Consider the following 14,023-nt stretch of genomic DNA (forward strand, 5'->3'; position numbering starts at 1 on the left):
CACCCGGTCCCATTCCGAACCCGGTCGTTACGGCTTCCAGCGCCGATGGTACTGCACTCGAGAGGGTGTGGGAGAGCAGGACACCGCCAAACATTTACTTAAAGGAATGGCCCGACGCTTATGCGTCGGGCCTTTTCTATTTTGCGCGATAGGATTCGGCTGTGGTTGACCAGCCAGTTCGTCGTGTCGGTGTTTTCGGGGGGACTTTCGATCCCCCGCATCTGGGGCACCTTGTGGCCGCTAGCGAGGCGGCGTTCCGTTGCGCGCTCGATGAAGTGGTGTTCGTTCCTACGGGTGATCCGTGGCAGAAGCACCACCTCAAGGTGACCGATGCGAGCGCGCGGTTGGCGATGACGCGTCTGGCGGTCGAGTCGGCTCCGCTGTTCCGGGTCAGCACCTGTGACATCGATCGAGTCGGGGCGACGTATGCGGTCGACACCGTGGCTGATGTCCGGGCCGAGTACGACGGGGAAGTGGACCTGTACTTCATCATCGGCGCCGATTCGCTGGAAAACCTCCACACGTGGCATCGGGTCGAAGAGCTTTGCAGGGCAGTGAGGTTCATCGCGTTGAACCGTCCGGGGCACTCGCGCAGCGAGGTCGACACGTCGTTCGGGGCGAGGGTTGAGTTCATCGACATGCCCGCGGTGGACCTGTCTTCGACGGAGTGCCGCCAGCGCGTGAGGGACGGGCAGCCGATCCGGTACCTGGTGAGTGATGCGGTCGAGGCGTACGTGCGGGAGCAGGGGCTCTACCGCGGCTGACCGCTGGGATGCTTCGCACAGCGACTGGCGCTAAACGGGGAAGTCGTCGTCGGACCCCGCGTGTAAGACTAGAGCTGCGTCGGTGAGTGCCGGCGGGAATCCCATTGTCAGGAGCGTTCGTGACCGCAAGTGAAACCGCCCAGACCCTGGCCTTCGCGGCTGCCCAGGCGGCGGCTGACAAGAAGGCCTTCGCCATCAACCTTCGGGACGTCACCTCGAAGATCGCCCTCACGGACGTCTTCGTGATCGTTTCGGCCTCGAACGAGCGGCAGGTCCACGCGGTCGTCGACGCGGTCGAGGAGAAGCTCATCAAGGAGTTCGACACCCGTCCCCTGCGCCGTGAGGGCAAGGGCGGCGAGCAGTGGGTGCTCCTGGACTACAACGAGATCGTGGTGCACGTCTTCCACAAGGAGGCCCGCGACTACTACGGTCTCGACGGCCTCTGGAAGGACTGCCCGGAGATCGAGTGGGCCGATGAGACCGAGTCGGAGCGTGCGCGCCAGATCGAGGCGCTCAGGGAAGACGTCGAGGACGCCGAGTGAACCGGCTCCTGATCGTCCGCCACGGGCAGACCGCGTGGAACATCGCCGGTCGCATCCAGGGGTCCAGTGACATCGACCTCGATGCGACCGGTGTCGCGCAGGCCGCCGAGGCTGCTCCTGAGCTGGCCGCCTACGAGCCGGTCCGGATCATCTCCTCGGACCTGAAGCGGGCGGTCGACACGGCCAAGCCTGTCGCCGAGCTGACCGGGCTGGAGATCGAGCTCGACAAGCGCCTGCGTGAACGTGCTTACGGCCCTTGGGAGGGCCTGACGCAGCGCGAGATCGCCGAGCAGTTCCCTGAGGAGCACCGGCGTTGGCGCGCGCAGGAACCGCTGCAGCACCCTGACATCGAGACCTGGGCCGACCTGCACCGCCGCACGGGCGAAGCGGTGCGCGACATGGTCGAGTCCGAGGTCGACGGCACCGCGATCGTGGTGTGCCACGGCGGTTCGGCGCGGCAGATCGTCGGCGGGATCCTCGGTTTCGACGAGGCGTCGGCGAGCAGCCTTTCGGGCATGGACAACGCGCACTGGGCCGAGCTGCGGCGTATGCGTTCGGGCAAGTGGCGCATGTTCGGCTACAACCTGGGCGTTCCGGCCCCGCACGCGATCGGGCAGAGTCCGCTCGCGAAGGGCCAGCAAGCGGCCCGGTAGTGCCGTTCCGGACCCCTGAATCCTGGACTGGGCGGGTTCCGGCGTCGTACGCTTCGGTCGAGGTGCAACCGCGCCGGGCTCGGAGGCGTCAAACCGGCATGAAAACGCAGACTTCGCGCGTTCGACGGATCGCGGGCCTGACCGGTCCGCTCGTCGGCGTGCTCATGGTGGCTGTGCTCGCCGCGTGCGGCGCGGGTGACGGCGGGACCGACGGCGAGACGTCGACTCCCGTGACCTCGGCCGAGCCGACCAGCGCGCCAGAGACGACCGAGGAGAGCCCCGTGCCGGAGGAGACCACCCCGTACCTGGACCCGTCGCTGGGCGACTCGTCCAAGCCCGGTTCGTCGATGACGATCAGCGGGACGATCGAGGCCGGCGTCGAAGCCGGTTGCCTGGTGCTGGAGTACGAGGGCACCGTGTACGGGATCTTCGGGAACTACGACGCGTCGGTGGTGTACGCGGGCGCTTCGGTGACGCTGCAGGGCGCGGTCGACGACACGATGATGTCGACCTGCCAGCAGGGGACCCCTTTCGTGGTGGAGGATGCCCAGACCCTGGATTAGGTAATGTGGCCGCGTGACCGTCGTCGTCGTTACCGATTCCACTTCGGCTTTGCCTGAGCCGCTGCGCACCGCGCACGGCGGTTTGACGGTGCTCGGGATTCCGGTGCTGATCGACGGCGTCGAGTACCGCGAGGGCGAGGACATCGGCGGCGAGGTGATCGTGCGCGCCATCCGGGAGGGTCGCGAGGTCACGACGTCGGGTCTGCCGCCGGAGGAGCTGCGGGCGACGTACATGCGGCTGTTGGACGAGGGTGCGAGCGGGGTCGTCTCGGTGCATTTGTCCGGGAGGCTTTCCGGGACGGTCGCCGCGGCGGAGGCCGCGGCGGCGGCGTTCAGCGGGCGGGTCGCGGTGGTCGACTCGCTCGGCGCGGGCATGGGGGTCGGGTATCCGGCGCTCGCCGCGGTCGAGGCGGCGGAGCAGGGGACCGAGTTGCTGGCGGCCGCTGCGGCGGCGCAGTCGGCGATCGGGCGGACCTCGACGTACTTCTACTTGGACACGCTCGAGTACCTGCGGCGCGGCGGGCGGATCAGCGCGGCCCGGGCGATCGTTGGGACGGCGTTGTCGGTGAAGCCGATCCTTGGCGTCGAGGACGGGCGCATTGACGTGGTGGAGAAGGTGCGCACGCCGACTCGGGGGCTGCAGCGGTTGGCGGCGCTCGCTGTGGCCGACGCGGGCGAGGCCGAGGTTGAGATGACGGTGCACCACTTGGGCGCCGAGCGTCGGGCCGAGGCCTTGGCGGGGTGGCTCGGGGAGCGGTTCGAGGGCCGGTTGCGGCGGATCGACGTGACGGAAGTGGGTGCGGCCGTTGGTGCTCACTGCGGGCCTGGTCTGGTCGGCGTGATCACGAGGCGTCTTCCCTGAGTGGGAGTTTGATTGGGCGGCGGCTAATGGTTCATTGGTGGGCGCCGCTGCCTGCGGGCGGCGCGGCCGCCGCGGCGGCGACCGCGGCGGCGATATAGGGCGTGCCCATTCCCACCCGCATCCACCTCCGACCAACCGAAGAAATGAGACGACTCTCCCACATGGGTCTGACATCTCGGTGATTTGGAGGTCTGGTTTGCGGGCCGCATTATGGCTGGTGGTTTGGGCTCCGTCCACACTTGTTGCGGTTATCCACAGGGGCGATTCGAGTTATCCACAGGCCGAAAAGATCGCAGTGACGGCCGTGTCCTTCGTTCGTTGAGCCCGGTATGGAACGCGAACTGCCACCAGATTCAGCCGCTCTCGCCGCGAGGCTTCGGATGCGGCTCAACGAACCTGCTGACGAACCCGGGGTGTGCAAGGAGACCGTCGACGCCGATACCGGTGAGGCCGAACCTGAGCCGGTCGTCAAGCCGCCACCGGCACGTCGCTTCGACGACCGGCTCGAACGCCTCCAGAACCGGCTCGGGCTCTCGCACCTCAACCGGTGGGTGCTGGTGACCGTCGCGCTGCTGGTCGCGGCTGTGGGATTGTCGGTGACCCTCTTGTCCTGGCCGGACGCCGAACCCGCCGCGACCGCGCCCGCCGCACCCGTCGAAGCGAGTGCGGCCGAACCGCAGACGATCATCGTCTCGGTCGCCGGCGCCGTCAACGAGCCGGGCATCGTGGAGCTGGAGGCCGGGGCGCGTGTCGCCGACGCTATCGAGGCAGCGGGCGGGCTGACCGAGGGCGCCGACCCCGGATTCCTCAACCTCGCGCGCGTCGTCGCCGACGGCGACCTCGTCGCGGTCCCCGACGCCGCCGCTTCGGGCGCCGTGGCACCGGTGCCGGGAGACGACTCGGGCGGCGCGGGAAGCGCGGGCGGGCTCGTGAACGTCAACGTGGCCAGCGCGACTGAGCTGGACGCCCTCAATGGGATCGGCCCCGTCCTCGCCGAGCGGATCATCGAATACCGCGAGAGCAACGGCAGCTTCCAGTCGCTCGACGAGCTGTCCGAGGTGTCGGGCATCGGATCGGCGCTCTTGGAACAGCTTCGCGACCAGGTGACGCTATGAGTCGGGTCGTGGGCGTGGGTGGGGCTGAATCAGGGCCGCTGTGGGTCTTGGTCTTCGTCGGGGGTGGGCCTGTTGAGCTATGAGTTCTCGCTGCGGCCAGCGCCTTCCGAAGTCGTGCGGCGTGATTGGCGGTTGCCGCTCGTCGCGGCGGGAGTGTGGGCGGCGGCGCTCGCGGGCCTGTACGGCAATGTGGTCAGCGGCGCGCTCGTCGGAGCCGGGTGCGGGGTCCTGGTGGTCTTGGGGCGGAAGCGGAAACGGGGTCTGGCGGCGGCTGTCGCGACGGTCGCGTTCGGCGGGCTGCTGAGCGCGGGCGTGACTACAGTGCATGTGGCCGTGCGGGACCATGCCGGGCTCGCGGCGGCGACTGCCGGTGAAGCGCACGGGGAAGCGGAGCTGGTGCTGCATACCGCACCGAAGCCGTCGACCCGGCGGCCGGAGCTCGTCACTGCGACCGCGCGCCTCACGTCCTTCAAGACCGATGATGTCGCGCTCGAGGGTCATTGGCAGGTGCTGCTGGTCGCCAGCGGCGCGGAGTGGCAGGAGGTGAACGCGGGGCAGCGGCTGACAGTTCCCGTTGTGCTGCGTGAAGCGGACGCGGGACGTCTGACCGCTGCGGTCGTCAGCGCCCGCGGGCCTCCAGAACTCGTTGGGGCGCTGTCGCTTCCGAGCCGGGTGGCCGCGCATGTGCGAGGGCGCTTGGCCGCGGCCTCCGGGGCGGTGCCGCAGCCCGAGGCGGGCCTGATCCCAGCGCTTGCGGTCGGCGACACCTCGATGATGGACGCGGAGCTGGCCGCCGATTTCCGGGCGACTGGTCTGGTGCATCTCGTGGTGGTCTCGGGGTACCACCTGAGCCTGGTGGTCGGGGCGGTGCTGGCGGTGGCACTGGCGTGCAGGGCTGGTCCGCGCGGCCGCGTGGCGTCCGGTGCGGTCGCGATCGCGGCGATCGTGGTGGTGGCAGGGCCGCAGCCGAGTGTGCTGCGGGCGGCGGTGATGGCGGCGATGACGTTGCTGGCGTTGGCCGCGGGCCGTCCGAGGGCTGCGATGCCGGGGCTGGCGACGGCGGTGCTCGTGGTGATCCTGGCCGACCCGGACATGGCGGCGCAGGCGGGTTTCGCGCTGTCGGTCGCGGCGTGCGTCGGTTTGCTGTTCCTGGCGTTCCGCTGGGCGCGGCCGCTCGAGCACCGTGGTTGGCCGCAGTCGGTGGCGTTGGCGGTCACGATTCCTTTGGCGACGCAGGTGGCGGTCACGCCGCTGCTGATCGGGCTCGGCAGCGGGGTGAGCCTGGTGTCGGTTCCGGTGAACGTGCTGGCGGCGTTCGTGGCCGCGCCGGTGGTGGTGCTGGCGGTGGGTGCTGCTGCGGCGGCGGCGGTGTGGCTCCCGGCCGGGGAGGTGGCGGCGCATCTCGCGGCGATTCCGGCCCGGTGGCTGATCTGGTTGGCGCGCAACGGTGCCGAGATTCCGGGTGCGCTGGTGCCGGTGCCCGGCGGCGTGTGGTGGGGTCTGGGGTCGGCTGCGGCGCTGGCGGTGCTGGTCGTGCTGCTGCAGTTGCGGAGGCTGCGGGTGCCGGTCCTCGCGGTGCTCGTCGCCGCCGGGCTGGGGACGGTTCCGGCGTGCTTGATGACCGGCGGTCCGCCTTCGGGGTGGGTGGTCACGATGTGCGATGTCGGTCAGGGCGACGCGCTGGTGCTGCCTGCGGGGGATGCGGTCGTGGTGGTCGACGTGGGGCCGGAGCCTGCGGCGGTGGACGCGTGTCTGGACGAGTTGGGGGTGGACCGGATCGCGCTGCTCGTCTTGTCGCACTTCCACATCGATCACACTGCCGGGATCGGTGGCGCGATGGAGGGCCGTGCGGTCGACGCGATCCTGGCGCCGCCGCCGGGGGAGGCGACGTACGGGTTCGAGCTCGTCGAGGAGCGGGCCGGGGAGGTGCCGGTGCTTGAGGCGGTGCCGGGGGAGGTCTTCGAGTTCGGGGCGACGCGGTTGGAGGTGCTGGGGCCTCCGGCGGAGTTGCTGAGCGGCACGCGATCGGACCCGAACAACAACTCGGTCGCGGTGCGGGCGGAGGTCGCCGGCACGAGCCTGCTCTTGACCGGTGACGTCGAGCTGGAGGGCCAGCGCGCGCTGCTCGGGAGCGGGGCGGTGCTCGGGGTGGACGTGTTGAAGGTGCCGCATCACGGGTCGTCGTTCCAGGTGCGGGAGTTCTTGGAGGCGGCCGATCCCGTGGTGGCGCTGGTCGGGGTCGGACGCGGCAACGAGTACGGCCACCCGGATCCGGGCCCGATCGGGGTGTTGGAGGACGGCGGGGCACTGGTGTTCCGGACGGACGAGTCGGGTCGGATCACCGTGGTGCGCAACGGCAACGAGTTCGAGGTGACGACTGGGAACTGAGGCTCCGGCCCCCGGGGTCGGGTGTGTCGGATCGCGGGATCCCCCGGTTTCAATGATCGCGTGGGGGTACGACATGTCTGGTCGGACGGGCTCCGGGGCAGCCGCGCCGGAAGGTCGCCTTTCGGGTGAATGGGTGAGGGATGTCCTGATGCGGTTCGGCATCGCCGGGCAGCTGACCGTGGTCGTGTGGTAGACGATGGCCCGGTCGAAACCCGGGGGTCCGCGGGCGGCATGGGAGGATGGTCCGGTGGCTGCACTCGAACCCATCCGCCTGATCCAGGGCGACGACGAATTCCTCGCCGAGCGGGCCGCCGCCGACTTCGTGAGGGCGGTGCGCGCCGAGCTCCCCGAAGGGGAGACTGCGCCCGCCGTCAACCGCATCAACGGCGGTGACCTCACCGCGGGCGCCTTCGCGGAGCTGACCAGCCCGACACTGTTCGGCGGCGCGGTCGTCGGCATCATCGAGTCGGGCCAGGATGTCGACAAGGACCTCGCCCCCGCGGTGCTCGCCTTCGCGAAGCAGCCCGCCCCCGGCATCTACCTCGCCGTGTGCCACAACGGCGGCAACAAGGGCAAGGGGCTCGCCGAAGGCCTGAAGAAGCTCGACGTGGAGGTCGTGCGCGTCTCCAAGATCAAGCGCCAGCCCGACCGGGTGGCGTTCGTGCGCGGGGAACTGCGCGACGCGGGGGCGTCGCCGCGTTCGGCCTCGGCGGAGATCGCCGACACCATCATCCAGGCCGTCGGGTCGGACCTGCGTGAGCTCGCTTCGGCGTGCGCGCAGCTCGTCGCCGACACCGACGGGAAGATCACGCAGGAGAGCGTGGCGCAGTACTACTCCGGCCGCGCCGAGGTCTCCGGGTTCACCGTGGCCGACGCGACGATCGCCGGTGACGCGGCCGAGGCGCTCGGCGCGCTGCGCTGGGCGATGCAGGTCGGCGTCGACGCGGTGCCGATCGCGGACGCGCTGGCGATGGCCGTGCGGAACCTGTCTCGGGTCGCGGCCGAGCGGGGCGGTGCGGCGCAGCTCGCCGGGCAGCTCGGCATGGCGCCGTGGCAGATCGAGAAGGCGCGCAAGCAGGCCCGCAACTGGACCGCTGATGCGCTCGCGGAGGCGATGCGCGTGTGCGCCCGGTTGAACGGGGAGGTCAAGGGCGGGGCCGACGACCGGGGATGGGCGCTGGAGCACGCGATCCTGGAGATCACCCGGTTGAGCGCGGCAGGGAAGGGCAGTCGTGTCTGAGTACCGTCACGGGCGAGTGTCCCGGCCGCGCCGGCCCTGGTACGCGCGGATGCTGCGGTTGCGGCACCTGTACCTGTCAAACATCTGGTGCGTGGTGCTCTTCGAGGGCTCGATCGCGCTTGCGGTGCTGATGGCGCTGACCGAGTTGGTGTCGTGGTGGGTGGTGCCGGTGCTGCCGCTCGCGGTGGCGGGCATGGTGAAGCTCAACGACCTGATCGCGGGCACGTTGGAGCGGCACGGCTGAGCGCAGTGCGGGGCGTGTCTGGGTGGGTCCGAGTCGTCCCGATCCGGGGGTCGGGTGTGTCCGGATTGCGCCGCCCCCGATTGCAATGATGGCTTGAGGGTGTGACAGTCCTCGGAGAAACCGCTCGCCTTGGACGAGCCGCGCTCCCGGAGGTGGCGGAGTCCGGCGGTGACGGTGCCCGGGGGCGATTGTGGCTGGAGGTGGCGGTGCCCGGAAGCGTTGGATGTCAGGAGGAGCCGCGCGCTCGGGAACGCCGAAGGCCCAGGGGCGAACCCCTGGGCCTTCTGAAGCTTTGTCGCTGCTCGTTCGCTCGCGCTTAGGCGGCGGCGGAGAGCTTGTTGAAGGACGCGGCCAGCTTGGACTTGCGCTGGGCGGCCTGGTTCTTGTGGATGACACCCTTGGTGGCAGCCTTGTCCAGCTCGCGGCTGGCGGCGCGCAGGTGGGTCTCAGCGGCGGCGACGTCGCCGGTGGCAGACGCCTCACGGAACTTCCGGACGGACGTCTTCAGCGACGACTTCACTGCCTTGTTGCGCATCCGGCGCTTCTCGTTCGTCAGAATGCGCTTTTCTTTGGACTTGATGTTCGCCACGCGTGAAGCCTCAGTTTCGTGATTGCTTGGTTCCTTAATTGATCGCGTCGGAGGCAGAGGGCACTCCGAGCGCCTGTCAACGTTACCAGGAGCCGAGCATCGCACACGCCCTGGGAGCATGACCGCGAACCAGGTTACACGAGGTCGCGGGCGCGGCGCGAATCCCGGTGCGCCGCTGTTACCCGCGATACCCGAAGGCCTCGCGGGCGGGTGCCGGACGACCTTCCGCGGCGGCCGTGCGGGTGAGGCGCGGCGGTTCAGACCGTGGCGCCTCGGGCCCTGAGGGCGGGGAGGATCACCTGGTCGAGCATCTCCTCGATCGCGGCGGTGTCGACGTGGCCGAAGAGGATGAACTCGTTGCGCATCAAGTCGATCGGGAGTCGGGCGAGACGTTCGGTGAGGTGTTCCTCGGCGAGCTCGCCGCGATCTATCGCCCGGGCGTAGACGGTGCCGCTGAGCGCTTTCGAGAGGTTGTTGACGATGCCCTCGATGAGCACCTTGCGGGCCTCAGGGTCGACGCTGACTTGGGCGAGCATGCTCAGCATCGCGGTCTGGCCCACGATGCGCATCCGCTCGTGGGCGAGTGTGAGCAACGCAATGGTGTCGCCGCGCAGGGTGCCGGTGTCGGGCACCGACTCGGCCTTGGGGACACGGCTCGCCGCGCACGCGATCATCAGCTCCACCGGGCTCGACCAGCGGCGATACAGCACGGGCTTGCTGGTGCCCGCGCGCTTCGCGACGCCTTCCATGGTGAGTTTGGAGAAGCCGACTTCACGGAACTCGTCCCATACGGCATCGAGGATCGCCTGCTCAAGCGCCTCACCGCGACGTCGGGAAGTCGTCTTGCGTTCCAACCGGGCCCCCTCTAGATACCGACCGTTTCTTATGTTAGCTTGAGGAAATCAAGATACGGACCGTATCTTGCGGATGATTGGAAACCATCATGGAAACCACCCCCAAGCCCACACCGGTCGGCCGGGTGATCGGGATCAGCGCGGGTCTCGCGCTCATCGTGGGCGTCCTCACCCTCGCCTTCGCCTGGCCTTCGGCCGGGCTGGGCCCCAACGAAGTCCCGATCGCCGTCATCGGCCCCGACGCGGCCGCCGACCAGGTCCAGGCGCAGCTCGACGAGGCCGAGCCCGACGGGTTCGACGTCACGGCCGTCGCCGACGCCGCCGAGGCCGAGACCCTCATCAAGGAGCGCGAGGTCTACGCGGCCATCGCGATCACGCCCGAGTCGGTCGACCTCTACACCGCCTCGGCCGCCTCGCCGACCGTGACGCGCCTCGTGACCGGCATCGCCGAGCAGGTCGCGGCGCAGATGGGCCAGGCCGCCGGGCAGCCTGTCGCCGTGAACGTCGAGGACCTGGTCGCGCTGCCCGCAGACGACCCGAACGGCGCGGGGCTCGCCGCGTCGGCGTTCCCGATGGCCGTGGGCGGCATCGTGATCGCCGCGCTCATCTCGTTCACCGTGCGCGGCTCGGGCCGCCAGGCGGCCGCCGCGGTCCTCGCGCCGCTGGCCGTGGGCGCGGGCGTCGCCGCGATCCTGATGTACGTGCTCGAGGCGATCGACGGCGACTACCTGGCGATCGCCGGGGCGCTGGCGCTCACCATGGCGGCGACCGCGTGGGGCATCCTCGGTCTGGCGAAGCTGCTGGGCCGTCCCGGGTTCATTCTGGGCGCGGTGATCGTGATGCTCGTGGGCAACCCGCTGTCAGGCATGGCGGCCGCACCGGAGCTGCTGCCCGCGCCGTGGGGCGAGTTCGGGCAGTTCCTGTCGCCGGGCGCGGGCGGGACGCTGGTGCGCTCGACCGCGTACTTCGACGGCAACGGCGGCGAGGCGGCGCTCCTGGTGCTCGCCGGATGGGTCGTCGTCGGCGTGCTGCTCTTCACGATCGGCGCGGTCCGCGCCAAGGTGAAGGGCGTGACCGAGGAGGCGAAGGAGCCCGCGGCGGCGGGCGCGTAGCGGCCGGACGGGAGATGAACCGGCGGCCCCGGCCCGCGCGCACAGGCGCGGGCCGGGGCCGCCGGGTGTTTTCGGCGCAGCGGGGGTCGGATAGGGCGGTGGTTCGCGGCCGCCCCCGGTATCGGTGGTCCCAGGCGGGTACGACAAGGCGGGCTTTTGCGGGCGGGTGCGGGCGCATCGGGGGCTGCTTCGGGTGAGCGGGAGCCTTTTCCTGCTGGGTGGGCGGGGGTTCCCGCAGGAGTAAGGCAGAATTGGCTAGCCACCCCGCTCGACTGCGCCAGTGCTCAGTGCACGCGCGCAGCTCGCAAGCAGGCATGGCGAGGCTTGCGAGCCGCAAACTCGGCACCGCTCGATCAAGGAAGGCCACCGTGACCAACGCGCCAGGCTCGACCGCTCCGGAGTCGATCCGGAACTTCTGCATCATCGCGCACATCGACCACGGCAAGTCCACGCTGGCCGACCGCATGCTGCAGATCACCGAGGTCGTCGACGCCCGCCAGATGCGCGCGCAGTACCTCGACCGGATGGACATCGAGCGCGAACGCGGCATCACCGTGAAGTCCCAGGCCGTGCGCATGCCCTGGACCGCCCGCTCCGGCGAGGCCGAAGGCCAGGGCTTCGTGCTCAACATGATCGACACGCCCGGCCACGTCGACTTCACCTACGAGGTCTCCCGCTCCCTCGCCGCGTGCGAAGGCGCGATCCTCCTCGTGGACGCCGCGCAGGGCATCGAGGCGCAGACCCTCGCGAACCTCTACCTCGCGATGAGCAACGACCTCACGATCATCCCGGTGCTCAACAAGATCGACCTCCCCTCGGCCGACCCCGACCGGTACGCCGAGGAGATCGCGAACCTCATCGGCTGCGAGCCCGAGGACGTCTTCCGCGTCTCCGGCAAGACCGGCGTCGGCGTCGCCGAGCTCCTCGACGCGGTCGTCGCGCAGATCCCGGCGCCCGTCGGCGACCCCGACGCGCCCGCCCGCGCGATGATCTTCGACTCCGTCTACGACGTCTACCGCGGCGTCGTCACCTACATCCGCGTCGTCGACGGCAAGCTCAACGCCCGCGACCGCATCCGCATGATGTCGACCCGCGCCGACCACGAGCTCCTCGAGATCGGCGTCATCAGCCCCGAGCCCGTGGTCTCCAAGGCCCTCAGCGTCGGCGAGGTCGGCTACCTCATCACCGGCGTGAAGGACGTGCGCCAGTCGAAGGTCGGCGACACCGTCACCCTCAACAAGAACCCGGCCACCGAGGCCCTCCCCGGCTACACCGAGGCCAAGCCGATGGTCTACTCCGGGCTCTACCCGATCGACGGCTCCGACTACGGCAACCTCCGCGAGGCCCTCGACAAGCTGCAGCTCAACGACGCCGCGCTCCAGTACGAGCCCGAGACGTCGGCCGCGCTCGGCTTCGGCTTCCGCGTCGGCTTCCTCGGCCTCCTGCACCTGGAGATCATCCAGGAGCGCCTCGAACGCGAGTTCAACCTCGACCTGATCTCGACCGCGCCGAACGTGGTCTACCAGGTCGTCAAGGAGGACGGCGAGGAAGTCGAGGTCACCAACCCCTCAGAGTTCCCCGAGGGCAAGATCTACTCGATCACCGAGCCCGTCGCCAAGGCCACCATCCTGACCCCGAAGGAGTACATCGGGCAGGTCATGGAGCTGTGCCAGTCCAAGCGCGGCGTCCAGATGGGCATGGACTACCTCTCCACCGACCGCGTCGAGCTCCGGTACAGCCTGCCGCTCGCCGAGATCGTCTTCGACTTCTTCGACCAGCTCAAGTCCCGCACCAAGGGCTACGCCTCGCTCGACTACGACATCGAAGGCTCCCAGGAGTCCGACCTCGTCAAGGTCGACATCCTCCTCCAGGGCGAGAAGGTCGACGCGTTCGCCGCGATCGTCCACAAGGACCAGGCCTACGCGTACGGCGTGCGCCTCTCCGAGCGGCTCAAGAAGCTCATCCCGCGCCAGCAGTTCGAGGTGCCCATCCAGGCCGCGATCGGCTCGCGCATCATCGCCCGCGAGACCATCCGCGCCCTGCGCAAGGACGTCCTCGCCAAGTGCTACGGCGGCGACATCTCCCGCAAGCGCAAGCTCCTCGAGAAGCAGAAGGAGGGCAAGAAGCGCATGAAGAACATCGGCCGCGTCGAAGTCCCCCAGGAGGCGTTCATCGCCGCGCTGCGGACCGACGAGCAGTAGACGGACGCGAGAAAAGGGGCGGAGCCGCGCGGCTCCGCCCCCTTTTCGTCTTGCACTGCTTACATCTCCGGCGGGTAGCCCGGCGGCGGCGCCTGCGGCGGGGCCGGGGGCTGCTGCGGGTAGCCGTGCGGCGGCGGCTGGTGCGGCGGCTTCGGCTGGTTGCCCGGCCGCGACTTCAAGTACTGCTCGACCTCGGGCTGGAAGACCAGGTAGAACGCCGCGCCGACCGCGGCGAGCTTCGCCAGCGCCAGCAGCGAGCCGAGTGCCGCGTACCAGCCGAGCCCCCAGCCGCCGACGAACCCGCCGAGCGAGAAGAAGCCAAGGACGCCGAGCCCGATGTACAGCGGCGTGCGCGGGTCCTGCGCCCCGAACGTGCCGAGCTTGTCCTTCGTGATGAAGTACGCGATCGCGACCGCCAGCGCGCCCCACAGCAGACCGAAGACGGCCCCGCCGACGAGGAACCCGGTCCCGTACCACCAGGGCGCGGTCGCCGAGGCGATGAGCGAGAACACGAACACCAGTACCGTGGCCGCGGCATAGACCCACAGCAATTGCGTCAGCTGATTGACTTTCTTAGGGCGGGAAGGGTTTTCCTTGATGCCCCATTCGGAGGCGAAGTCGCCCTGCCCTTGGGGCGCGCCGCCCTGGTGCGGCGGCGGTCCGGCGGGGCCGCCACCTGGGTAGGGGCCGTGCGGATTCGATTCGGGCGGTTGCGGCGGATAGGTCATGATCGCTGCTCCGGGCAAAGAGAAGGGCGTGCTTTCTCTGCTCACTGTAGCCTTTCCCGGCTCGTTCCGGGGGACGGAGTTTTCCGCGCAATTGCGTGGGGGATATGGCAATACAGCGCAATTTCGAACGCTATTCGAAAGAACCCGAATGGATCACGGAGGCGCGGA

General features: G+C 69.5%; 14 protein-coding genes and 1 rRNA gene. 12 read left to right on the forward strand and 3 right to left on the reverse strand.

Features of this window, described 5'->3' with window-relative positions; genetic code table 11:
- The 10 genes from rrf to ACGGCP_RS06665 all read left to right on the forward strand — a co-directional run.
- Nucleotides 1-92, forward strand: a 5S ribosomal RNA gene (gene rrf, locus ACGGCP_RS06620); the annotation flags it as partial.
- A 69-nt stretch (nucleotides 93-161) separates the two neighbouring features.
- Nucleotides 162-764, forward strand: a complete 603-nt coding sequence (gene nadD / locus ACGGCP_RS06625; protein ID WP_392962068.1) for a nicotinate-nucleotide adenylyltransferase — start codon at nucleotides 162-164, stop codon at nucleotides 762-764.
- A gap of 119 nt (nucleotides 765-883) precedes the next feature.
- A complete protein-coding gene (gene rsfS, locus ACGGCP_RS06630; RefSeq protein WP_392962071.1) occupies nucleotides 884-1,306 on the forward strand; it encodes a ribosome silencing factor in 423 nt (140 codons plus the stop codon).
- Complete coding sequence (locus tag ACGGCP_RS06635) at nucleotides 1,303-1,959, forward strand: histidine phosphatase family protein (protein WP_392962074.1); 657 nt, start codon at nucleotides 1,303-1,305, stop codon at nucleotides 1,957-1,959. The genes rsfS and ACGGCP_RS06635 overlap by 4 nt, the downstream gene beginning before the upstream one ends.
- A 98-nt stretch (nucleotides 1,960-2,057) precedes the next feature.
- Nucleotides 2,058-2,522, forward strand: coding sequence for a hypothetical protein (locus ACGGCP_RS06640; RefSeq protein ID WP_392962077.1), 465 nt, complete (start codon nucleotides 2,058-2,060; stop codon nucleotides 2,520-2,522).
- A 13-nt stretch (nucleotides 2,523-2,535) separates the two neighbouring features.
- Nucleotides 2,536-3,384 carry a DegV family protein gene (locus ACGGCP_RS06645; RefSeq protein WP_392962079.1) on the forward strand — a complete coding sequence of 283 codons (849 nt, stop codon included), beginning with the start codon at nucleotides 2,536-2,538 and terminating at the stop codon, nucleotides 3,382-3,384.
- 380 nt (nucleotides 3,385-3,764) lie between these two features.
- On the forward strand, nucleotides 3,765-4,499 hold the full coding sequence (locus ACGGCP_RS06650; protein WP_392962082.1) for a helix-hairpin-helix domain-containing protein: 735 nt from the start codon (nucleotides 3,765-3,767) through the stop codon (nucleotides 4,497-4,499).
- A gap of 72 nt (nucleotides 4,500-4,571) precedes the next feature.
- Complete coding sequence (locus tag ACGGCP_RS06655; RefSeq protein ID WP_392962085.1) at nucleotides 4,572-6,887, forward strand: ComEC/Rec2 family competence protein; 2,316 nt, start codon at nucleotides 4,572-4,574, stop codon at nucleotides 6,885-6,887.
- Between the two features lie 196 nt (nucleotides 6,888-7,083).
- Nucleotides 7,084-8,127 carry a DNA polymerase III subunit delta gene (holA, locus tag ACGGCP_RS06660; protein ID WP_392962088.1) on the forward strand — a complete coding sequence of 348 codons (1,044 nt, stop codon included), beginning with the start codon at nucleotides 7,084-7,086 and terminating at the stop codon, nucleotides 8,125-8,127.
- Nucleotides 8,120-8,371, forward strand: coding sequence for a hypothetical protein (locus tag ACGGCP_RS06665; protein ID WP_392962090.1), 252 nt, complete (start codon nucleotides 8,120-8,122; stop codon nucleotides 8,369-8,371). Before holA ends, ACGGCP_RS06665 begins: the two co-directional genes overlap by 8 nt.
- A 316-nt stretch (nucleotides 8,372-8,687) precedes the next feature.
- On the opposite strand, the gene rpsT is transcribed toward ACGGCP_RS06665, so the two are convergent.
- Both rpsT and ACGGCP_RS06675 read right to left on the reverse strand, forming a co-directional pair.
- Nucleotides 8,688-8,960 (reverse strand): 30S ribosomal protein S20, encoded by a 273-nt coding sequence (gene rpsT / locus ACGGCP_RS06670; protein WP_205328010.1) that lies wholly within the window; start codon nucleotides 8,958-8,960, stop codon nucleotides 8,688-8,690.
- Nucleotides 8,961-9,217: 257 nt separating this feature from the next.
- Entirely contained in the window at nucleotides 9,218-9,814 is a 597-nt protein-coding gene (locus ACGGCP_RS06675; RefSeq protein ID WP_392962094.1) for a TetR/AcrR family transcriptional regulator, read from the reverse strand.
- An 89-nt stretch (nucleotides 9,815-9,903) separates the two neighbouring features.
- On the opposite strand from ACGGCP_RS06675, the gene ACGGCP_RS06680 reads away from it, so the two are divergent.
- Nucleotides 9,904-10,926 (forward strand): hypothetical protein, encoded by a 1,023-nt coding sequence (locus ACGGCP_RS06680; protein WP_392962097.1) that lies wholly within the window; start codon nucleotides 9,904-9,906, stop codon nucleotides 10,924-10,926.
- Between the two features lie 368 nt (nucleotides 10,927-11,294).
- Nucleotides 11,295-13,127 carry a translation elongation factor 4 gene (lepA, locus tag ACGGCP_RS06685; protein ID WP_392962100.1) on the forward strand — a complete coding sequence of 611 codons (1,833 nt, stop codon included), beginning with the start codon at nucleotides 11,295-11,297 and terminating at the stop codon, nucleotides 13,125-13,127.
- 59 nt (nucleotides 13,128-13,186) lie between these two features.
- On the opposite strand, the gene ACGGCP_RS06690 is transcribed toward lepA, so the two are convergent.
- Nucleotides 13,187-13,855, reverse strand: coding sequence for a hypothetical protein (locus ACGGCP_RS06690; protein ID WP_392962103.1), 669 nt, complete (start codon nucleotides 13,853-13,855; stop codon nucleotides 13,187-13,189).
- Between the last annotated feature and the right edge of the window lie 168 nt (nucleotides 13,856-14,023).

The sequence above is a fragment of the Glycomyces sp. NPDC048151 genome, from assembly GCF_043202775.1.
GTDB lineage: Bacteria > Actinomycetota > Actinomycetes > Mycobacteriales > Micromonosporaceae > Glycomyces.